Origin of the sequence: Mycoplasma sp. HU2014, from assembly GCF_001199495.1 — a bacterium.
In the GTDB taxonomy this organism is placed as follows: domain Bacteria; phylum Bacillota_I; class Bacilli_A; order Mycoplasmatales; family Mycoplasmataceae; genus Mycoplasma.
This window is the reverse complement of the sequence record NZ_LFYS01000005.1, coordinates 1-22,772: the sequence shown is the minus strand read 5'-3', so window position 1 is coordinate 22,772 and position 22,772 is coordinate 1. Positions and strand designations below refer to the sequence as shown.

Below are 22,772 nucleotides of genomic sequence, written 5' to 3'. Positions count from 1 at the left end.
TTTTTTTTTTTTTTTGATTGTATACTTAATTTGTCTATAAACTATATATCAATATGACTATAATTTTTTATAATAATTTGGTGGTTTTTTATATGAAGAAAATATTTAAATGAATTACAATAATTTCAATTTTAATGCCAACAGCTTTGGTATTGCCTGTTTTTCATATTTATAAGTCTAACAAAAAAGCGAAGATTTTATTAATAGTATGACAAGTGATCAAACAACAAATCAATTAATTAATCGTTTAAATGTTTCAATCGCTGAAATAAAAGAAGCAATATCAAAAATCGAAGTAAAAATTAATGATTTATTATTAGAAAAAGAAGAAGTTGAATCTTTTTTGAGAAGAAATTTAGAACAAGAAAATGAAATATTGTCAAAAAGAGAAAGGTTAAGACTTGTAGAAGAGAAAATAAAAGATTTACAAAAAGAAATTGAAGATAAACAAGCTTTAATCCATGAAAAAGAACAGAAAATAAATGATTTAAAAAGTCAAATTACAACACTTAAAGAATTTTTTTCTAATACTTGAAACAAAAATATAAAAGACACGGTGTGGGCTGGAGAAACATTTTCTTCTTTATTAAATAGATTTAATAAAATAATAAGTGGTATAAGTGATTTTGAATTTGAACTAGAAAATGAAAGTTTAGCTAATACTTTGATTCATAATCAGCACAATATTGATGATAAGTTCAGAGCTAAAAAATCAAATCTAAAAATTCAATTTGATTTTGGAAAAATATATCCTTTAACCAAAACAAAAATAGAAAAAGGCAATGAATTAGTCGAATTTGGGTGAGATGAAAAAGGAAAAATAGAGGGTGTAGGGACTCAAATTTCTAAAGTACCTAAACACCTACCTTGATTTATCACTGATTTATCAAGAGTATTTGAAAAAAATGTTAATTCAAGTATAGAAGGACTTACTGAATGGGACACTTCAAATGTAACTGATATGAATCGTATGTTTAGTGATGCTGGAAACTTCAACCAACCACTAGGAGATAAATTTGATACTTCTAATGTTAAAAATATGGAAGGTATGTTCCGACGTGCAAATTCTTTCAACCAACCACTAGGAGATAAATTTGATACTTCTAAAGTTGAAAATATGCGTATTATGTTCTTCCATGCTTATAATTTTAACCAACCACTAGGTAATAAATTTAATACTTCTAAAGTTGAAAATATGGAATCTATGTTTGAACAAGCAAAATCATTCAACCAACCACTAGGAGATAAATTTGATACTTCTAATGTTAAAAATATGGAAGGTATGTTTGATAATGCTTATAATTTCAACCAATCTCTAGGTGATAAATTCAATACTTCTAAAGTTAAAAATATGCGTTTTATGTTCCGACATACAAAATCATTCAACCAACCACTAGGTAATAAATTTAATACTTCTAAAGTTGAAAATATGGAATCTATGTTTTCAGAATCTATTTTCAACCAATCTCTAGGTAATTTATTCGATACTTCTAATGTTGAAAATATGCGTTTTATGTTCTACAATAATCATGTTTTCAACCAACCACTAGGAAATAAATTCAATACTTCTAAAGTAACTGATATGACAAGCATGTTCCATCAAGCATGAGCATTCAACCAACCACTAGGTGATAAATTCAATACTTCTAATGTTAAAAATGTAAGTCATATGTTTGATAATGCAAAAAGCTTTAATCAAAATATATCTAATTGAGATTCAAGTTTAAATAATGATACTATTTATGATGATTTTAATAGAGATTCTAATAAATATTTTACATATGATAAACAACCAACACTTATTGCAAAAGATATAGTACAAAAATTAGTAAAAGAACAACTTGAAAATAAATATAAATGTACAAATGATAAACAATGTAATAATAATGTATTAAAAGGTGATACTTATAATGATATTATTAATCAATTTAATAAAGATATTAATATAAAAGATTTAACTATTACTTCTATAAAAGGTCATAAAAATGAAGATAAATTTATAGGAACTAATAAAGAATTAGAGTTAGAAATTGAATATAAGTTTAGAAATAGAATAAATAGTAGTGCTAAAATACAAATTAATAACATAAGATATCATAGTAAAGATCTAGTTTATTCACCTGATGGTAAAGAACTATTAGAATTTGGATATTTTAAAAATAATGAAGGAAAATGACAAATTAAACCAATTGATAAAAAAGTTAATAAAGTTCCAACAAAACTACCTGAATTCATAACAATTTTAGATAATGCGTTTGAAAAGAATGAAAATGCAACAATAACTGGAATTGAAAGCTGAGACACTTCAAATGTTACAAGTATGTTTAAAATGTTTGCTGAAACACCAAATTTTAATCAAGATTTAAGCAATTTTAACACTTCACAAGTTACAAAAATGAGATCTATGTTCTATAAAGCACATAAATTCAATAAACCGCTAAATAACTTTGATACATCAAAAGTTATAGATATAAGTCATATGTTCTATGAAGCACTTGAATTTAATCAAGAAATAAATCATTTTAATACTTCAAAAGTTGAAAATATGATGTTTATGTTCTATAAAGCACATAAATTCAACAAACCAATTAATAGCTGAGATACTTCACAAGTTACAGAAATGAACAATATGTTCTATGAAGCACTTGAATTTAATCAAGAAATAAATCATTTTAATACTTCAAAAGTCAAAACTATGGAAAGTATGTTCTATAAAGCACATAAATTCAACAAACGACTAGATAACTGAAATACATCAAATGTAACTAATATGAAATATATGTTCTATGAAGCAAAAAAATTTAATCAAAATATAAGCACTAAACAAGTGAAAATACTTGATGGATCTAAATATAAAGCTTGAGATGTTTCTGATGTTATAGATATGGAAGCTATGTTTTGAAATGCACATAATTTTGATCAAGACATTTCAAACTGAAACGTAAATAAAGTTAAAAATGTAAGACAAATGTTTATGCATTCATTTAGCTTCAATCAAGATTTATCTAGTTGAGCACTACCTGCATTAGAAAATTATGAACAATTTAATCATGCTGGTCATAAAGATTTTGATAGACAAAAACTACCTCATGGTCTTGTTATAACACAATATGTAAGAGAAGTATTAGAACCTAGATTTAAAGATACATTCCACAAACAGATGACTTATCAAGATGTTGAAGATCAAATAAGAGAATTTAATAATTCTAGTGGTAGTGATGTTAAATTTGTGGATCTGTTATTAGCTAATATGAAAAATAAACTTAGACATGACATAACTAGAGTACGATTGAAATTCAAATTTAAGGATTACACACATGAAATTTATATGTCAACAGGAAAACTTCTAGATATACCACCTAAAAAAATAAGCTATATATTCAGATGATCAAACACAACTTAAACAAATTGGTTGAAAATATGATAACGATAAAGGATTTGTAATAGAACGAATTAAATCAACTGTAAATAAAGTACCAGACAAACTACCAGAGTTTATAACAAGTCTATATAATGCATTTCGTTGAAATTCGAATGAAAAAATTGAAAATCTGGAAAAATGAGACACCAAAAATGTTACAGATATGAGTTATATGTTTAATGAATGTGAGAATTTTGCTCAAGACATTTCAATGCGAAATGTAGAAAAAGTTTCTAAATATATGTCTTTTAATGAAGAAACACACGAAAATTTAAAACCACCTAAATTCAATACAAAATAAAAAAATAAACTAACAAAATAAGTCTTTATAAATTAATTAAAATACCTAACTATACATTATTAATTATTAAGTTACTTAATATTACAAATAAAGTATTACTATTTAAATATATTTATAAATATAACAATAGTTAAACTAAATACTTTATTAAATAACAATAAACTATATTATTTAATTAAAATAAGTGTGTCAGATACAAAAAAACCGACTGGAAGAATTCCATCAGTTTTTTTAGTTTAAAGTTGAACGAAACGGTAGACACCCTTTAAAGAAAACTAAATAAAATTAATTTTTTTATGATGACATTAGCAACATTTTTTAAGTCTTTGTCAGAAAAATAAATAAAAAAATGTCTACATTGTTCAAAATTCGACATTTTGTATAGTATTATGGGGTATAACTTTTATATTAAAAATATAAGCAGAAAGTCTTTCTCTACCGTATCTTCTGCTTTGTTTTTCAAAAACTTCTTTAATTATTTCCGCATGTTTTACAGATTCTTTATTCTTACTATTTGATTGTTTTTTAAGCTTGTAGTAAAAAGTTGACTTAGGTAAACCAAGAATTTTCATTATCTCTTTGTTGGTGATATTTGCTCCAAATTTCTCCTTAATTTTTTCTATCAATTCATCTAAGTTATCAACCTTATTTTTCTTTAAAATCTCTTCTTTAAAAAGATCTGTTATTAACCATTCTAAAACTTCAGGATCAATAATATTGATCACTTCATTTCTTTCTTTGTCATATTCTTCTTTATTCTTTTTAGGTCTTCCTGATCCTTTACCTTTTTTAGACGCTTTTCCTGTTTGTGACTCTTTTAGTTCCATACCTAAATTATAATGTCTATATTTTCTAGATAAATATTCAAAAGTTTTTTTGAAATAAAATAATTTTCAGAATTTCTAATTTTACTATAGATATTACAAAATTCTTTTCTAGTAATATTTCCAGATAAATAATCTTTGTAGTGCTTAAATACTTCTAACCACTCACTTACACTTGGTTGCTTTCCTCTTTTCATAAATACTCCTTTTTTGAAAAAAAATAGATCCCCTAGGGGGTCTATCACTTAGGGAGTCTAATAACTTTGTCCTACTCTCTAAATAGACTCTCTACTTGTTTTTTTTTTTTTTTTGATAATATGAAAATGGAATTAAAACTCATAATAGAACCTTTAAATCTAAGAATTTTTAATACTATAAATATCATTATTTTAATTAATTTATTCAGTTTTTCAGTTTTTATAGTAAGATACATTATATAGGAACGAAAGGAATGAAAGTATGAAGAATTTATTAGCTATATTAAAAGCTGTAACGGCTTTTTCTGGAGCTGAAAATCATAGTTCTACAGAACATAATTTAACAACACTTACAAATAAAAGTGAAATAAACACAAGTGAATCAATCAACAATATTGCAAGAGAACAAGATCATGAAATTGATCCGGTTAATTATTCAGTTAAAATAAACATTTCAAGTCTAGATTTAAATCCAAACACAGGAGTGTTCAATTCAAATGAACCAAATGCAATTATTGAAACATTTATTAGAAATAATGCTGATAAACTTGATGGCTTAACTAAAAATGATTTTGAAGTTGTAACTAATCAAAACAACGTTTTAACAATTAAAGTTAAAGATGATCAGCAAAAATACCAAGGATCAATTACAATTAATTATTCAGTTAAAATAAACATTTAACACCGCCACCCCTTTTTTGAGAAAACTTTATACCCAGCAAAGACTAGCAATTATGTTAGTCTTTTTTTATTAAAAAACTAACAAAACCAAAGTTATATTTGGTTATAACAATTATTTATCTTATATAAGTTATATAACTTATATACCTTATATACATAAAATAATTGTTAACATACAAAATATTTTAATAAAAGGAATGACATATGTATATTAAGAAGAAAAAACACAATAAAACTTTTTTAGAATCTTTAATAAAAATAGTTTTTAGATTGTTTATATTTTCTTTAATATCATTATCAATTGTCAAATTGATAGTATGTATCAAAATACAAGAACTTAATTTCAATATTAACTTCATAAAAAATTTTGATTTAACAAATCTTTCAACAATTGACAAAGTGTGTAATTTCACATTAGCAGTAATTACCCCTTTATTCTTATTAATTTTGTTTATTTTGAAAAGTTTTAAAAACATAATTAAACAAAAGTCAAAAAAATATTATTTAGAAGCAAAATACAACTCAGATTTCACCGAATGCTTAGAAATCGGATATTTCACCAACAACAAAGGTGAAGTCCAAATAGAACAATTCCCTGAAACTGTCAAAAAAGTCCCTAGTGAATTACCAAAATTCATTACAAGTCTAGAGTTAGCATTTTATAAGAATGAAAACTCAAAAATTGAAGGAATCCAACATTGAAGCACTTCAAACATAACCAATATGAATTACATGTTCTCTGGTGCTGAAAACTTCGATCAAGACATATCTAGATGAACAGTCAAAAAAGTAACTGAACTAGTTGATTTTGCTCCTACATTATCAGATAAGAACAAACCACATTTTAAATAATTTTGTATATACCTTATATAACTTATATACCTATTTATTGTCAAACAACTTTAAGGGATAAGAATAAATTTAATAATAACCTTGTTAAATTAAATCAATTTAAAAAAAACAATTTCTTGAATCATATTGATACTTTTCCGGACTATTTTTATGTGTTAATTACTCATATTTATACTTACTTTCTATTTTTTACTTTCTAAGTTTCCTTTCTTGTTTATTTTTATCTCCTTTCTATTTATATTCCTTTCTTTATCCATTAATTTGATATACTTTGTAACTTTTGCTCCTATGTAGTTACATTGTTTGATTATTCTTATCCCTTAAAGTTGTTTGACTGTTATAGAAAGGATTGTTTTTAAAAAATGAATTTAGTACAAATCGTTGGTCAATTAGAGGGTGACGCTACTATTGAATATGTTTCAAAAGATAGAGATAAAAAACTATATAAGATTCTTTTAAAAGTACCTAAACCTTACAAAGCAAAACCAGGAGAAGATATTGATTACATTATTGTTAAAGCATGACCTAACACTATTGATGATGAATTTTTATTGCATGATCAAGCAGTAATTGCAATTGAAGGACGAATTCGATCATTTGTTTCTAATAATGATTTAACTAATGTGAGAAATGAAATCTTTGCTAATAAAATTTTATATTTAAATTAAAATTCATAATTATCAAAACTATATAGAAGAAAAATATTATGACTAAAAAATATAAAAAAATTGTTTCATAACAATAAAGGTGGAGTAGGTAAAACACTTTTAACAACAAATCTAGCTATATATCTAGGAAAACAAGGAAAAAAAGTATTAATAATTGATTTTGATACACAACGATCAATAACTTGAAACTTTACTGACTCTATGTTATTAGAATCATTTAAAATGCTTCAACCTTATGAAAAACCTGAGGTTATAAAAACATTAGAAGAAAATGTTTGGATATTACCAGCTGATAATAGAGCAATACCACCTTTTGAAATTCCTGATATGGAAGATAGTTTTATAGAAAAAGAAAAAGAAATTTTTAACAATTTTGATTATATCTTTTTTGATGTAAAACCAGGTTGAGAAAAACCAACAATAATATCTTATAAATTTGCAGATTCAATAATTCTTGTATCTGATGGTTCTTCTGATTCTAAACGTTTACTACTTGAAAGAAATAAAAATTGGAGTAAAGCTACTAGTAATAGAAATTTACCTAATAATATCAAAGCTGTACTTTTAAATAATTTTGACCCAAAAACAAAGCAACATAAAGTAACTAAAAAACTCTTAGAAAAAGATGTTGGTCAATACCTTTTAAAAACAATTATTCCAACTAAAAAAACAATTGAAAATTCACCAAATAGAGGACAAAAAAGAATGTTTGAACTTGTTTGGTGAAAAGATATTTTCTTAAAGTTGGTAGAAGAATTAAAAGAAAGAGGAATTTTATAATGTCAGATTTATTAAGTGAAGAATTTATTGGTTATAGAATAAAAAATAAACAATCCAAAACAAAAAAAGTCTGTATTTCTCTTTCAAAACCAACTGTTGAACTAGAAGAAAAACTTTCAAAAAAATTAAAAGAATCTAACACTGGTTTTACTTTCAATCGTTCTCGAATATATCACGAAGCATTATTAAACCTTTTAGAACCAAAACAATAAAAAAAACAAAACCAAATTAAGGGTTTTGTTGTTATAGAGGATAAGAAAAAATTAAATAGTTGTCATATTGTCGTTTGTTTTTTTCTTATTTTCACACCACTCTTCGGTTGTCTTGTTCTCTATAACAGCAAAACTCCTAATAAATAGAAAGGACTCACTAACTATGAACTGATTTTTAACATTTTTTAATGCCTCCCAACATAAATCTTATTTAAAAAATTTATTACGATCAATTATTAATGTATTTACTTTTGAAATTGATGCTTCTTCTCCAGAAATTATGATTCTTCTTACAATGGTGTTTGTTGGTGGTTTGCTTGCTTGTTCAATTGGTTTAATGGTTTCTAGCAAAAAAAACAGTTCTACAGGAATAGCAACATTTAGAGCAGGAATCAAGGGTTGTGTTATAGCTATTGTTACTTCTATGATTGCTTATTCAATTTGATCCGCTGTTGTTTCATCATAAAGAAATAAAATAGAAAATGAACTTTTTTCTTATTCCTTTTTATAAAATAATTTTTAACATAACCACTCAAGCACCTTTATCTATATTGAATGCAACATTTAAACTAATTGGTTTTTTTAATTCAAAAATGATAATAAATTTAATTTTTCCAGGTGGTGGCTTCACGTTTGACAACCTAACTCCATTTTTTGAATTTGTTTTATATCTTACTTCTTTTGTGGGTTTAGTTGCTTTAATTGGAAGATGATTATATTTAACAATGAAGTCTAACGCTTCATCATATGAAAAGTTAACTAATTCTATAAAAAATTTATTTATTGGGATTGTGATAATTTTAATTATCCCTGCTGTATTTTATGGATATGCAACCTTGAACTTGATAATAAATAAAGCAATTGAAAAATCTCATTTGTCCAATTCATTTAATTTAGCAAACCTTATTTTTCATATAAGTGTGTTTAAACCTGGTTTAAACTTATTGGATGTTATTGATTATTCCGCAAATAATTTTGCTTTATCAAATGAAGCAATAGTAAATTTCAATTTTGTTATTGCTTGAGTTGGTATATTTTTCTCATTTAAATTTGCAATTAAAATGATCGAAATGGTTTTATTTTCAATATTTTGATTATTCAACTTATTTATAATCTCTCCTTTAGTTGTACTTTTCATGACTCTAGATAATATGAACAAAATAACAATATGACAAACAAAAGTAAAGCAAAAATTTGGCGAAAACTTTTTAGCTAATTTTATGATTCTTGTTTTCTCATTTTTAATGAGTGAAATAATGGTAAGTTTTTCAAATCAATCAGAATTACCACCACTTGCAATTAAGGTTCTTATGTTGTTTGTATTTGCAGCTCTATCTGAAAATGTCACTCCAATAGTTGATTGAATTTTAAAACTATTTGGATCAGGTGAAGGAGTTTCTTCTCCTTTTGAAAAATCATTAAGTGGAAAACTTGCTTCAGGACTAGCAACAATGGGTGGATTTTCAAAAAATCTTTTATTTGGTAAAGAAAAATCAACTTTAACTCCAACAAAAGGTGGAAAAATGTCACTCATTTCAAAAAGAACTGGTGGATTAGTAGGTAAAGCAGCAAAAACTGGACTAGGTCTAGCAAAAGGAGCTGCCATTGGTGGTGGTTGACTTGGTCTTGTTGGAGCAACAGGAAAAATGATAGCTAAAAATGCTGCAAGTAACATGTTCCAAGGTTCAAAAGTGGGTGCTGCAATGGGATTTATAAATGAAAATAAATTATCAACTCTAAAAACTAAAAGAACTAATGCAAGATCTGCTGCTGGTAAATTAACTAAAGCAACTGATAAAGCTTCAATTTTAAAACGAAAAGCTGAATTTGACAAAATTAAAAACTTAAATCAACAAATCAAAAAAACTGAAGGAAAAGTTAAAAAGAGAAATGCTTGAAAAGAAAAGAATGAAAAATAGTTGTGTGAATTTTGTTTCATTTTTTAATCTTATTTTTTAGAAAACTTTTCTTTTTAATTAAATCATCTCCAGCACCTCAAAAACAAATCAAAAATAAACAAAATAAATCAAAAGAGGCATAAAAATGGATTTATCAACTTCACAAATATTAATATTTATTTCAACAATAATTGCTATGATTGCATTCATCTTAATCTTTGTTTATCTTTTTAAAAAATTTTTAGCAGAATTACGATTTAAAAGACAGCAAAAAATAAATGAAAAACTAAACATAGATAAACAAATAAATTATAAAAGACCTAAAAAAGTACTTTTGTGGATTGGATGACCTTTCTTATCTATAGCAATCATATTAAGTTTAATTGGCGAATCATTGTTATAGAAAGGCAAAAAAATGAGTAGAAATATAAAAATTATTCCAAAGCGTTTTAACTCAAATAAAATTAAACTTTTTCTTGATTTTACAATTATTGAATGTTTTATTATCATTGCTTTATGTTTTCCACTTCCATTCTTATTTAATCTTATATTTCCTCGTCTTGTTGCAAAAGTATTTTTTAGTTTAATTTCTATATTAGGGATAATTAGTTTATTTTTAGAATTTAAAGGTCAAAAATTTTGAAAACTTATCATTTACTTTGTTACATTTAAATTTTCTAAAAAAGTATTTTTTGAAAATTATGTAATTATTGATGAAGAATCAAATAATAATGATCCAGACCTCATTTCTCTTGATAAAAAAATAAATTTATCAACAAATATATATGAAAAACTAGATGGTGATTTTTTAATAACTAAAACAGGGTTATATATGACTGGACTTGAAATAAACGGTATTAACTATAATTTGCTTTCAGATGATAAACAAGAACAATTACTTGAACAATTAGCTAATGTTTTTAGACAAATTGATCTAGAATATTCAATTATTTCATTACCATCTATTTTAGATTTCAAAAATAATATTAATTATCTAAAAAGAAAGCAAAAATCAATTAAAAACAATCCTTTGAAAGTCAAACAAATTGATGATTATATAGAACAATTAAAAAACTTTGGATCAACAGAAATTAAAAAATTTTATCTAACTTTTTATTCAAAAAATAAAGAAGAATTATCAAAAACAATAAAATACATAGAACAAAGATTTAATTCAATTGGTTTTTCACCAAAATTTTTAAATAGATATAAATTAGTTAATTTAATTAAAAATATTTTAAACCCTTATCAAATAAAAGATTATACTGAAGAACAAATTGATAAACTTGAAAATAACATAGGCTTATTATTAACTTATCCAAAAATTAAATTTGAACCAAATTGTATGGTTGTTTCTAATAGCAATGAAGAAAAACTTTATTTATCATTTCAAATAATGTCTAAATATAAACACATACCTGAAGATTGTTGACTAGATCTATTTAATGGAAATGATGACACAATGATCATTAATGTTTCTCCTTTAGATATTAGTAAAGCAGAAAGTGATATAGCACGTGCTTTAAACAAGAATAAAGCTAATCAAACTATCTTAAGTCAAAAAAGGGTTATAACTGATAGAAAAATTGATGGTAATTTAGAAATTTATGATGAATTAATTAACCAAATAGCTTCAGAAGAAGAAAAACTTAGAAGTATCGATGTAAATTTTATTAGTTATGGACTAAGCAAAAATGAAATATTAAAAAATCAAAAAAAATGTCAAACAAGAGCAAAAGAAACCGGTTTTTATGTGAATGAACTTTACTACCAACAACAAAACGGATATAAAAATGCTATTTTAAATGGAAAGAGAACCTTAATGGTAGATTTTGGTCAAGAGATCCCTTGTAGTACACTAGCTTCTTCATTTCCGTTTGTTTTATCAAATTTAAATGATTTAAAAGGTATTCCTTTAGGTTGAACAACTGAAACTTTTGAACCATTAGTTTTAGACCAATTCAAGCACTATACACAAGACAAGCAAAGAAAATCTTACTCTGGTTTGGTTTTAGGAACAACAGGTAGTGGAAAATCAACTTTATTAAACAAAATTCTATTATTTTCAATTGCTTTGGATAAAAAACTAATTATCTTTGATGTTGAATCAGAATATGAACAATTAACAAAATTATTTGATGGTAAATGAATGGATCTTTCTAATGGTTATGCTAACAGAATTAACCCACTTCAACCTTTCGGTTCTTGAGTCAAAGAAGCAGAAGATGAAAATGACAATTCTGATAATAATGATGAATTTATATATGAATCAAAAGATCTAATCTTACAAAATCATAAAGACTTTTTTGAAAATTGAATTGCAATATTATACCCAGAATTAACTAAAGAAGAGCGTTTAATTATCGCTAATGAGTTAATTGATTTATATCTAGAATCTGAATTCTACAATAAACCTGTTCAAGAATGAAAAAATACTGATTTTCCAACTTTTGATGATTTATATAAAAAATTAGAAAAACTAGATGAAAACGAAATCACAAAACGAACAAAATTTAAGATCTTATTATTTATGAAAGAATTTATAGGTTTTGGTAGTTATGCTTCATTATGAAATGGACATACAACCATTGACTTGTCAAATAAACTAATCACTTTAGACTGTAATAAACTATATGACAAAAACAATAAAACTTTAATTAATGCTCAAAGTGTTTTAGCAACTACTTATATAAAAAAATACATTGATGTTAATTGAGTAGATTTAGAAAAACCAATTCGTAAATTAAATAAAAAAATAAAAGAACTAACTGAAGAAAATGAAAGAAATCCTAAAATAAAAGAACTTAAAAAGAAAATAATTGAACTTAATGATAAAAAACAAACTGTTATTGTTTTTGATGAAGGACATAAATTCATTAATCCAGCAAATCCTGTTGCTTTAGATTTTATTTCAGACTTAGTTAAACGTGGACGTAAACGCAGTATTTCTACTCTAATTTCAACTCAAAATCCAACTGATTTTTGAACTTCAGAAGAAGTAAAAAATAAAACAGAAGGAATCTTAAGAAATATGCAATATCTTTTTGTTGGTAAGTTAGATTCAAAAGACATTGAAACAATTGATGAAATGTTTAAAGAATATGGTGGTTTAACACCTGAAGAGAAAAAGTTTTTAAAACTTGCAGATACATTTCAATACTTATTTGCAATAGCAAAAATACAAAAATTTTCATTTGAATTAAATCTTACCGAGTTAGAAAAAGAGAATATACACTTTACCACAAATCAACATGCAGATGAAAGTGAATTATTTGATGATGAGGATGATGATTAGACAAAAAAACTTAGTTATATACCTTATATAACTTATATACCTAATACCCACAAACCAGAAAGGACTAACTAACTATGAACAATCAAACAATTATCATTCCTATTATAGTATTACTATCAATTTATTTCATTTTTATTACTTTATCTTGCATATTAATTGTTCAAAACATGAGATTAAAAGATCAAATAAAAACTCAAAAAGAACTTATAACTAAAATAGATAAATTAAATGAAACTGAATTAGATAAAGTTTTTAGCAACATCTTAATTAAATATCAAGACTCAACAACTAATACAAACCAATCACCTGTTGAAGAAATTACAAATAAAATAACCTAATCACTTTTTCAAAATTAAATAATAAATAAATCAAAAAATGAGTTGACAAACTAGTAAACAAAAAGAATGGTGTGTGATTTCTTATCCAGGTGAAAGTGAACATTTAGATTGAAAAGAACGTTTATCAAAACTTCCATTTATTGTGAAAGTTGCAACAATAATTCACGATAAAGATTTAGACAAAAATGGTAATCTTAAAAAACTGCATAGACATTCAATTTTATGTTTTGAAAAAGATGTTGACTATACAACTGCTAAAACAATTATCAAACAAATATTTAATATTGAACTAATCCAACCTGTTTATTCAATAAAGAAATACTATCAATATTTTACTCATTCAAACCAACCAAATAAATTTCAATACAATTCATCAAAAATTGAACATTTAAATGGTTTTAACATAACAGAGTATAGATAAAAAGGAGAAAAAATATGAAATTTGATTACGAAAAACTTAAACAATGAAAAGACAAACTAAGATTGACAATTTTTCATTCAATTGAAACTATTTATCAAAATAAAAAGGCGTGGCAGTGTCATACTTATCTAATTGATGATCGTTTGAATTATATAACATTAACAAAAATGGTTTTAAACACTCCTAAATTATTCAATAATCTTGACTTTTTAAAACAATATTGAATTTATTCATCAAGTGACTCTGGTTCAATCACTGAAAGTCAAACATTAATATTGCTTGAACAAATTTGTAAAGAATTAGAACTAGATTTTGAACTGTTAAATGATGAGTTTCAAAAGTTACTTACAGAAACAAAATCAGAACCTTTTAGTCCTATAACCTGAGATGAAAAATACAATCTAAACCAATTAGAAGAAAGGAATTAATAATATGAACATAAAAAATATATTGATTTTATTAAATTATTTCTAATTAATGAAATTGAGTCATATTTTAAACCAAATATCAAATGAATTGATATTTACTTATACCAAGAGCTAATAAATAAAACTTATAAAAATTACCTTAAATTTTACAAAAACACATATAAAAAATAATAAACAAATCAAATAGAGAGGATATCTAATTTATGAAATATATTAAAGACAAAGATTTACAATTTCTAGTTAAATTTGAAAACAACCTAACACCAGAACAAATGTATAAAGCAATTAGATATCAAGCAAATGATTTTGTCTTATCAAAATATGAAAAACAACTATTGAATGAATATAAATCAACTTAAACTACAATCTCAAAAACAATACCTTATATAACTTATATACCTAATACCCACAAACCAGAAAGGACTTACTTCATAAATGAAAAACATAAAACTAAAACAATTTGAATGTGAATTAACAAGAATTGTTGAACAACACAAACAACACAATTTTTCTTTTCCATTTGTATTAATAGAATATCAATCTGAATTAGATAAAAATGAAATTTACAATTTCTTAAATGATTACTTTATTTCAAATAGTATTTCATATAAAAAATCTTCCGATGAAATTGAAATTAAAAACTTATTTGATTTTTCTAGAAAAGACACAACAGAAACTATATTTTTATTTGAATTAGAGAAACTAAATTCAAAATCATTGAAATTTATTAATTATATTTTTAAAAAGAAATTACAAAAGATAAATAAAATTCTTAAAAAGATTAGTAATGAATCAAACATTGAATTTGAATCAACAACCCTTAAAGAATTAAACAACTTTAGATTTATTTGTTTAACTAGAAGTGATAAAAAAATATCTAAAAAAATCACCAACAAATTTGATTTTAAATTCTTAATAGAATCTAACAAATTTAAAGAAAATATAATGCTTTTAAATGATTTAGATATAAATAATAAATTTAGTAACAATGCTATTAAACATATAGTTTCTATTTCAAAATTAGACTCTAATGTAGCAAAATCATTACTAGATTTAGTAGATAAAAACATTAATAAAACAGATGAACAAATTACAAAAGATGAAGTAAAAGAGATTTTTAATAAGTTTGGTATTTATGAATTAAATAACTATAAAAAATTAAAATTATGTGTTAAACAAAACACTCAAAATAGGTTCAAAAAAAGAAAAAACAAACTAAAAAAATACAACCCGTTATCAGTTATTATGGTTCAAAATTCAGAATGCTAAATAAAATCTTTAATCTTTTAGATTTAAATTCATCTGATGTCTTTTTAGATTTATTTGCTGGAAGTTCAATTCTTAGTGTTAATGCAAAACATTTATTTAATTGTTCAACAATAATCAATGATTTTGATAACATTTTACCTTTAGATTTAGAATATGCTCTTGAAAATATTTTAAGTTTTGAAGGTAACCGAAAAAACTTTACGCTAGCAAGAACAAAATATTTTATTAAAAGACTTAGACGTGGATGACTTAAGAAAGTAGAAAAATATAACCAAATTCTTAATTCTACAAACATAGTTCATTTTGACTACAAAGAAATACTTAACAAAATTATAAAAAAAGAATTTATCTATAATGTAACAAAAATGTATGTTGATCCTCCTTATTACGATAAAGAAGGTTTATACATCAAGTCTTTTTTTAACTCAAGACCATCTTGATTTACATAAATATTTATCAGAACTAAAACAAGATATAAAAATGGTTATTAGTTATAATGATGAACCATTTATAAGAGAGTTATACAAAGATTGAAAAATCACTGTTATTGATAAAACCAATGTTTCTGGTAGGGGTAAGGGAGTTAAAACAACTGAATTGTTAATAACAAATGAAAGGACTTAAAAAAATGAATAATAAAGAAATAAAACTTGAAATACCAAAAGATTTACAAAACCTTGAGATTGTAACTAAAATTGATGAATATTTAGATGAAAATTTTGAAAACTTTGAATTAAATGAAGAATTAAAGCAACACTTAGAAACAAATTATTCTATTTATTCACTTTATAAGTTTTCAAATCCTGAAAAATGAATAGAACTTAGAAAGAAAACAACAAGTCTTCCTGAGGATTATGAATTTGTTTTAGTTGACAAAGAAAATAAAAAAGTTAAATTTTTAAATTTCTATAATGTAAAAGATATTTACTTAGCAGATACTTTTGCTTTATTATCTGAAAAATATCAAAATACAAAAAAAGATTGCATAGCAAATTTAAAAATAGATCTACCAAATAATTTAGAAAAAACAAAACTTTTAGAAGATTAGTAATTAAAAGAAAGGATACCAATTATGTCAGCACTATACATTTATGATGTTAACCCTGTGCTAACTTCAACTGCAAAAATCATTATTCAAAAATTTAATAGTTCTTGTTTAACAATGATTAAAAACTTTAAAAATCACGTCTTTTCTGATGATAAAACAGAAGAAAAATATAATGATTTGAAACCTACTATTAATAATTGAAAAGAACAAACAAATGAACTTTTTAACCAAGAAGTTTTTGATTATGATGACTTATCTTACTTAAAAAGAATTTTTGATAATGTAACTTCAACTCTCTCACATTTAGAAGAATGCTTATTAAGTATTTATGTTAATGAATTTTTAGAAGCTTCATCTTTAGATGGTGAAGTAAATCCTGATATAGAAAACTCTGGTGATTGAATATTTGATAGTAAATTTGAAAGTTTGATCGTCACTTTATCTTATCTAAAAAATTTATCATTTATTTTAGATGAATTAGAATCTGCTTTAATTCCAAAAAACTAACCTAATTCCATTTACAAAAGATAGATGCTAGAAATAATTTTTATTAATCATAATCAGCATAAAGAATTGTTAAATGGCAGTTGAATTTACAAAGAAATAGATATTGAAAGTAAATTAAATGGTATAGAAAAAACAGAACTTGTAAAAAAACAATATCTAAACATTATAGACGCAAAGATTTACATTAAATTAAGTTTTTTATGTGAAGAATGTCATCAATCAATAAAAGTTACAAATGTTGAAACTGTTTTTAATAATATTTTAAATTCAACACCATTATATTCAAACCAAAGTTTTGATGAGAAAAAACAAATTTTATTTACAAATGTAAAAGAAATGCTTAACAATACATTAATTTATTGAAAACAAGCACCATAAGTCAACAAATAAATAACTACTCTTAAAAGTTATATACCTTATATAACTTATATACCTCATACCCCCCCCAGAAAGGAAAAATATGAGTCAAAAGAAATTAAAAAAAATAATATTTTTCAAATCCTTGTTAATAATCTTAATTTGATCTTTTTTTGCATTTTCAGGTTTATCAATGATTTTGTTCTTTTACTATAAATCATTAGTTCTTTTAATTCCTTTTTCACTTCCTTTAATTCTAAATTTTTTGTTAGCACTAATCCATAGAAAAGTATATGCAACTATCCAAAATGCAAACAAACTTTCAAAACAACAACAAGAAGAAACTAAAAAACTTGATGAAAAAAATATAAAACAAAAATTATAAAAATTATTTTAAACAATTGTTTAACTCAAGCAAAAATAAAAAAAGATATTAAACTAACCAAACAACTAGAAGATATGTTAGAACGTTTAGAAACTTGAGCAACAGATGAAAAACAATTACAAATATGTTTGCATTATTTAAACACCAAACTAAAAACCTCAATTTAAACACTAAAGAAAGAAAAAAGTATATAAAATCACTTACAAAAGCTAAATTCATTTATTGATCATCTATATTTATAAAATATTTATTTTTACCTTTAAGTTATTTAGGTTCATTAGCTTCCCTTATTGTTTGTTACCATAATTTGTTTTCATCTTGAAAAACAATAATACCCAATTTTAAAATTAATGATCAACTTTCGATTCTTTTAATTGTCAATTTAGTTATTTTCCTATCATTTTTCTTTTTTTATTTTTACATGTTAAAAGACAAATATGAAAATGCTAAACAAGAATTAGAAAAAGCAGGATTTACTTACATAAATATTAATCAAAAAATAATCAAAAAAATTAAATCAACAATACAAAAAAACCTATCTTATAATCAACCATTTGTAATACTTCTAATATTATTTCAACTCTTTCTATTTTTAGTAATTTTCCCATTAATACCATTTTATAGTGTTTTTTTACTTTGAAAATTATATCCTGAACTTCCTTTATATGTTTTTTTCTTTATTTTTGTATTCATTGCTTCTTTTTTATTTGCTTTATCTATCATTTTTTTAGATTTTTGTGAAAACTTATCAGATGTATTAAACAAAAACAAAACCAGAAAGGATTCTAAACCAATGTCAAACCCAAAAACTAACTACTTAACAGAAATTGATGATTTTTGAAACAATAGAATTGATTTCAAAGAAGATGAGTTCTTACTATTTTTAAAAGAAGAATTAATAAACTTAGCAAAACAAATTGTTTTATTTACTGAAAAACACAATCAAGATTCAGAAATCATAAACTGTAAAGAATGTTATTTTCAAACTCAAAGCTTAATGGTTAAATGAAACAAAAGATTAAATGAAAAGGGAAAATAAATGGTAATTTGAGCATTATTTGATGATGGACAAATGAGTTACTATAATGCTTTAAAAGACTTCAAAGAAGTAAAAATTTATAGTATAGGAATTAACAAAAAACCTGGTGTTATTAACATTGACTTATCAATTCAAAACCCTAATCTTATTAAAGAATTAGAAAAATTACCAGCTCCTGATATCATTTTAGCTTCTCCACCTTGTGAGAGTTGAAGTATAGCTGATAATCAACAAAAAATGTTAACTCAAACCAAATCTCACTATTGAGTATTAAGAAATAAGTCTTGATATAAAAATCATAATAACACTTGCAAACCTAACTTAAAACGTGACTTCTACAAGCGATTTGCAACTACATTAAATGGATTTTCCACATCATCAGCAACAATTAAAATAATAGAAACATTTCAACCAAAAGCCTGAGTAATTGAAAACCCGCAATCTTCAAAAATTTGAGAATATCTACATTTATTTTTAAATTGATACCACATTAATAACTTAACTTACTATAACAATTATGACAAAGAGTATAGTTTAAAACCTACTATATTTAAATCAAATGTTGAACTTAATCTAAAACATAAACGCATTAAAACAAAACAAATGATTCACATTCATGGATATGATAGACGTTCAAGTATACCTAAAGAACTTATCATTGATATCTATCAACAAATTAAAAACAGTTTAACAAACCAAAATTCAATCAAACATAAAGTTATATAAGTTATATATCTTATATAACTTATATATCTATTAACCAGAAAGGACTTACTAACTATGAACAAAAAAATAGAATCAGATTTATTAAAAATTTATGAAATTTCTCAGCAAGAAAAGGAACTAAAAAAAACTCAAAAGAAAATTACTTGACAGCTTAGATGAAAAATTTAAATTTTCAGACTTTCAATTTTATGGTTTTTCTGGTTGTTTAGATAATTTAATAAAGGACTTATTAGAAGATGATTTTTCTAAAAAATATCAAAAAGACTATAAAGAATCCTTTTATTCAATAATCAAAAAAGCAATTTATACAGAGTATTTATATATATGTTTTTCAACAAATCAATCAATTAAAACTGATATAAGTGAACTTGAAAAAGAAATCTCAAAATTATTTGATAATTCTTTAAGCAAAATAGTTGAACAAATCAAATCAACTATTGAACAAATAAAAAAACTAAAAATTTAAAAAGGAGTTAACTAATTATGAATAATACAAAAGATTTTAACCAAATGTTAAAAGAACTAATAATTGATAACTGAAAAGGTGAATCAATCACTGAAGATGAATGAACAGAATGACTTGCAAACAATTATTCAGCAAATCATGTTTATAATACAAATAATTATGATTTAAAAGAAGCATATTTTAATTCTTTTGATGAAGATGATGATAAATTCTTTAGATTTGCTTGTATTTTAGATGACTTTAAAGTTGAATTGCCTGAAGAATGAAAAAAAGCAAAACTTCAAAAATTGTTTGATTCAATAGGTTGTTTTATTGAAAATCTAGAACAAAAATATCAATTAAATGATTTTCAAAATTATGAATATTTTTCTGATGAAGTACGTCTTTATTTACTTTATTTATCTTATCTAAAATGTTCTAAAAATAATTCTCCAGAATTTATCAAAACTTTAGAATCAATTTCATCTAACTTACAAAGGGTGTACTGTAAATTTGATTACTCATATGAAAATGCAATATTTGATATAATTGGTGAACTTTTCTTTTGCAATTCCTTAAATTGAGAACAGCTTGTTGTTTTAGAAAAGATTTGTGATTATGTTGCTAATGAGAATATAAACGAAATCACTTCTTCAATTCCGGATGCTATAGTTTCAGAAGAATGAGATAAGACTCTTTCAGATCTTGATTGTGTTGAATTAGAAACAATTATTGATATAAAAACTAAAAAACTTCTTCCTGATTTAGATAAAGAAGTTTATGACATTGATGAAGATGAATTTAATCTTGCTATTGAAGAATATGGAGAACCATATTTCTTAGATTCAAATGTATATGTAAGTATTTATGGTTCAGACCCCAACGATTGAAACCACATTACTGATTTAGAAGTAATATACAAATTTATCAACCAATTTAATAAGGATGTTTTATTAGACTGAATTGAAAACATTATAAAAAAACCAGAAATAGAAGAAACAAAATAACTATTCAAAAGATATCAAATAAACAAAGGAGAAATGCTTATGAAAAAATGTACACATGATAACAAAATCGTTTTACCTGATGGAAAAACACTTCCTTGTAAAGATTGTGTGAAACACGACTCGACAAAAATAATAAACATATTAGCAGAATCTGACAAATAATTAAAGGAGAATAAAATGCAAAAATTTAACCAACTAACAACACCTAGTAAAAATATTTCTACAATAGCAAAAATTAAAGAAGTGAAAACTTCAATAACTTCATCAAATAAGGAATTTTTATCAATTACTTTATTTGATAGAACAAAAACTTTACAAGCAAAATTGTGAAATTGTAAAGAAATTGATAAAGAAAAAATTACACCAAATTCTTATATTTTAATTTCATCAGGTGATTTAGATGAATATCAATCAAAACTCCAACTTATTGTAAGAAAATATCAAATTATAAATGAAACTGAATTATCTAAATATGACTTATCAGTTGATGATTTTACTAAATCAAGTGTTCTAAATACAAACAAAGAATACAATTATTTAATTTCACTTATAAAGAAAGTTAAAAATAAAGTTTATAGAGAAATTACTTTAAATTTACTTAAAAAATATGAACAAGATTTTTTAAATTACCCAGGTGGATTAAGAATTCATCACAATTTAAATGGTGGTTTATTTTGACACAGCTACACACTTGTGAAAAACGCCTTAGCTTTAAAACCAAACTATCAATATACATCAACTGATTGAGATTTACTAATGTGTGGAGCTATATTACACGATATAGGTAAAGTTATTGAAATTTCTGATGTAACTGGTAGTGATTATAGTTTACAAGGTAAGTTATTAGGACATATTTCTATAGGTAATGCTGAAATTGATAAAATGGCTGAACACCTTGGTTTTACAAATGAAGATGACGAAAAATATGTTACTTTACTTCAACATATGATATTAGCAAGTCACGGTAAAAATGAGTTTGGTTCACCTGTTGAACCAAAGACTCTTGAAGCTCAAATTTTATCTGCTTTAGATGATTTAGACGCAAAGATTTTTGGAATCAATGATGAATTAAATCAAGTTGATAAAGAACAATGAACTCAAAAAAACTTTTTCATTGATAACAAATCATTCTACAAACATACATAGAGTTATATACCTTATACACCTTATATACCCTAGAAAGGATACAAAATATGAACAACCAAAACCTTTACAAAAACCCAAAATACAACTCAGATTTCACCGAATGCTTAGAAATCGGTTGATTTACAAATGAAGACGGTGTAGTTGAAATTCAATCTTTTCATTATAAGACTAAAAAAGTACCTAGTGAACTACCTAAGCACATTACAAGCTTGAAATTTGCTTTTTGAAAGAACATAAATACAAAAATACAAGGTATCGAAAACTGAGACACTTCAAAAGTAACTGATATGAGTTTTATGTTTTACAATGCTAAAAGATTCAATACAAATATCTCTAATTTTAACACTTCAAAAGTAACTGATATGAGTTTCATGTTTAGTCGAGCAGAAAGTTTTAATCAGAACATATCAAATTGAGATACATCAAAAGTTATTTACTTTTGTGACTTTGTAACTAACTCAAACCCCAACTGAAAAGATACCCACAAACCAAAATTCAATCAAACATAGAGTTATATACCTTATATA

The 22,772-nt window shown here is 24.2% G+C and carries 27 protein-coding genes and 1 pseudogene; 27 read left to right on the top strand and 1 reads right to left on the bottom strand.

The annotated features are described in order from the left end of the window. The first annotated feature begins 92 nt into the window (after nt 1–92). The 3 genes from AB668_RS05625 to AB668_RS06050 are packed head-to-tail and all read left to right on the top strand — an operon-like array spanning nt 93 to nt 3,722. A complete protein-coding gene (locus AB668_RS05625; RefSeq protein WP_160314996.1) occupies nt 93–239 on the top strand; it encodes a hypothetical protein in 147 nt (48 codons plus the stop codon). Further along, complete coding sequence (locus AB668_RS00305; RefSeq protein WP_050517139.1) at nt 209–3,403, top strand: BspA family leucine-rich repeat surface protein; 3,195 nt, start codon at nt 209–211, stop codon at nt 3,401–3,403. The genes AB668_RS05625 and AB668_RS00305 overlap by 31 nt, the downstream gene beginning before the upstream one ends. Then, complete coding sequence (locus AB668_RS06050) at nt 3,375–3,722, top strand: BspA family leucine-rich repeat surface protein (RefSeq protein WP_327138671.1); 348 nt, start codon at nt 3,375–3,377, stop codon at nt 3,720–3,722. Before AB668_RS00305 ends, AB668_RS06050 begins: the two co-directional genes overlap by 29 nt. A 410-nt stretch (nt 3,723–4,132) precedes the next feature. Here the strand turns inward: AB668_RS06050 and AB668_RS05210 are convergent. Continuing rightward, nucleotides 4,133–4,743 (bottom strand): annotated as a pseudogene (locus tag AB668_RS05210) (IS3-like element ISMmy2 family transposase); the annotation flags it as partial. 262 nt (nt 4,744–5,005) lie between these two features. Here AB668_RS05210 and AB668_RS00290 point away from each other — a divergent pair. From AB668_RS00290 to AB668_RS00180, 24 genes are all read left to right on the top strand, one after another. Then, complete coding sequence (locus AB668_RS00290; RefSeq protein ID WP_050517137.1) at nt 5,006–5,425, top strand: hypothetical protein; 420 nt, start codon at nt 5,006–5,008, stop codon at nt 5,423–5,425. A 455-nt stretch (nt 5,426–5,880) separates the two neighbouring features. Next, nucleotides 5,881–6,276 carry a BspA family leucine-rich repeat surface protein gene (locus AB668_RS05800; protein ID WP_201342679.1) on the top strand — a complete coding sequence of 132 codons (396 nt, stop codon included), beginning with the start codon at nt 5,881–5,883 and terminating at the stop codon, nt 6,274–6,276. A gap of 362 nt (nt 6,277–6,638) precedes the next feature. After that, a complete protein-coding gene (locus AB668_RS00280) occupies nt 6,639–6,944 on the top strand; it encodes a hypothetical protein (RefSeq protein WP_050517135.1) in 306 nt (101 codons plus the stop codon). 60 nt (nt 6,945–7,004) lie between these two features. Beyond that, a complete protein-coding gene (locus AB668_RS00275; RefSeq protein WP_050517134.1) occupies nt 7,005–7,724 on the top strand; it encodes a ParA family protein in 720 nt (239 codons plus the stop codon). Further along, a complete protein-coding gene (locus AB668_RS00270; protein WP_050517133.1) occupies nt 7,724–7,936 on the top strand; it encodes a hypothetical protein in 213 nt (70 codons plus the stop codon). The genes AB668_RS00275 and AB668_RS00270 overlap by 1 nt, the downstream gene beginning before the upstream one ends. 163 nt (nt 7,937–8,099) lie before the next feature. Beyond that, entirely contained in the window at nt 8,100–8,402 is a 303-nt protein-coding gene (locus AB668_RS00265; protein WP_050517132.1) for a hypothetical protein, read from the top strand. A gap of 127 nt (nt 8,403–8,529) precedes the next feature. Further along, the gene (locus AB668_RS00260) at nt 8,530–9,855 is read left to right on the top strand and encodes a hypothetical protein (RefSeq protein ID WP_152908007.1); all 1,326 of its coding nucleotides are present in this window, start codon (nt 8,530–8,532) and stop codon (nt 9,853–9,855) included. 124 nt (nt 9,856–9,979) lie between these two features. After that, the gene (locus tag AB668_RS00255) at nt 9,980–10,237 is read left to right on the top strand and encodes a hypothetical protein (RefSeq protein ID WP_050517130.1); all 258 of its coding nucleotides are present in this window, start codon (nt 9,980–9,982) and stop codon (nt 10,235–10,237) included. Nucleotides 10,238–10,249: 12 nt separating this feature from the next. Beyond that, nucleotides 10,250–13,129, top strand: a complete 2,880-nt coding sequence (locus tag AB668_RS00250; RefSeq protein WP_050517129.1) for an Mbov_0397 family ICE element conjugal transfer ATPase — start codon at nt 10,250–10,252, stop codon at nt 13,127–13,129. A gap of 74 nt (nt 13,130–13,203) precedes the next feature. Beyond that, a complete protein-coding gene (locus AB668_RS00245; protein ID WP_050517128.1) occupies nt 13,204–13,467 on the top strand; it encodes a hypothetical protein in 264 nt (87 codons plus the stop codon). 37 nt (nt 13,468–13,504) lie between these two features. After that, nucleotides 13,505–13,888 carry a Rep family protein gene (locus AB668_RS00240; protein WP_050517127.1) on the top strand — a complete coding sequence of 128 codons (384 nt, stop codon included), beginning with the start codon at nt 13,505–13,507 and terminating at the stop codon, nt 13,886–13,888. A gap of 14 nt (nt 13,889–13,902) precedes the next feature. Continuing rightward, complete coding sequence (locus AB668_RS00235; RefSeq protein WP_050517126.1) at nt 13,903–14,316, top strand: hypothetical protein; 414 nt, start codon at nt 13,903–13,905, stop codon at nt 14,314–14,316. 203 nt (nt 14,317–14,519) lie between these two features. Next, a complete protein-coding gene (locus AB668_RS05620) occupies nt 14,520–14,675 on the top strand; it encodes a hypothetical protein (RefSeq protein ID WP_160314994.1) in 156 nt (51 codons plus the stop codon). Nucleotides 14,676–14,751: 76 nt separating this feature from the next. Continuing rightward, nucleotides 14,752–15,585, top strand: coding sequence for a hypothetical protein (locus AB668_RS00230; protein WP_050517125.1), 834 nt, complete (start codon nt 14,752–14,754; stop codon nt 15,583–15,585). Then, on the top strand, nt 15,579–16,034 hold the full coding sequence (locus tag AB668_RS00225; RefSeq protein ID WP_235443308.1) for a hypothetical protein: 456 nt from the start codon (nt 15,579–15,581) through the stop codon (nt 16,032–16,034). Before AB668_RS00230 ends, AB668_RS00225 begins: the two co-directional genes overlap by 7 nt. Before the next feature lie 179 nt (nt 16,035–16,213). Beyond that, nucleotides 16,214–16,633, top strand: a complete 420-nt coding sequence (locus AB668_RS00220; RefSeq protein WP_152908006.1) for a hypothetical protein — start codon at nt 16,214–16,216, stop codon at nt 16,631–16,633. Between the two features lie 24 nt (nt 16,634–16,657). After that, the gene (locus tag AB668_RS00215) at nt 16,658–17,140 is read left to right on the top strand and encodes a hypothetical protein (protein WP_050517123.1); all 483 of its coding nucleotides are present in this window, start codon (nt 16,658–16,660) and stop codon (nt 17,138–17,140) included. Between the two features lie 24 nt (nt 17,141–17,164). Continuing rightward, nucleotides 17,165–17,518 (top strand): hypothetical protein, encoded by a 354-nt coding sequence (locus AB668_RS00210; protein ID WP_050517122.1) that lies wholly within the window; start codon nt 17,165–17,167, stop codon nt 17,516–17,518. A 785-nt stretch (nt 17,519–18,303) separates the two neighbouring features. Next, nucleotides 18,304–18,921, top strand: a complete 618-nt coding sequence (locus AB668_RS00200; RefSeq protein ID WP_152908005.1) for a hypothetical protein — start codon at nt 18,304–18,306, stop codon at nt 18,919–18,921. After that, nucleotides 18,922–19,647 carry a DNA cytosine methyltransferase gene (locus AB668_RS00195; RefSeq protein ID WP_050517119.1) on the top strand — a complete coding sequence of 242 codons (726 nt, stop codon included), beginning with the start codon at nt 18,922–18,924 and terminating at the stop codon, nt 19,645–19,647. Nucleotides 19,648–20,130: 483 nt separating this feature from the next. Then, on the top strand, nt 20,131–21,099 hold the full coding sequence (locus tag AB668_RS00190) for a hypothetical protein (protein ID WP_050517118.1): 969 nt from the start codon (nt 20,131–20,133) through the stop codon (nt 21,097–21,099). A 39-nt stretch (nt 21,100–21,138) separates the two neighbouring features. After that, nucleotides 21,139–21,261, top strand: a complete 123-nt coding sequence (locus AB668_RS06005; protein WP_268777936.1) for a hypothetical protein — start codon at nt 21,139–21,141, stop codon at nt 21,259–21,261. Nucleotides 21,262–21,276: 15 nt separating this feature from the next. After that, entirely contained in the window at nt 21,277–22,245 is a 969-nt protein-coding gene (locus AB668_RS00185) for a 3'-5' exoribonuclease YhaM family protein (RefSeq protein WP_050517117.1), read from the top strand. A gap of 47 nt (nt 22,246–22,292) precedes the next feature. Then, entirely contained in the window at nt 22,293–22,754 is a 462-nt protein-coding gene (locus AB668_RS00180; RefSeq protein ID WP_050517116.1) for a BspA family leucine-rich repeat surface protein, read from the top strand. Nucleotides 22,755–22,772 lie beyond the last annotated feature (18 nt).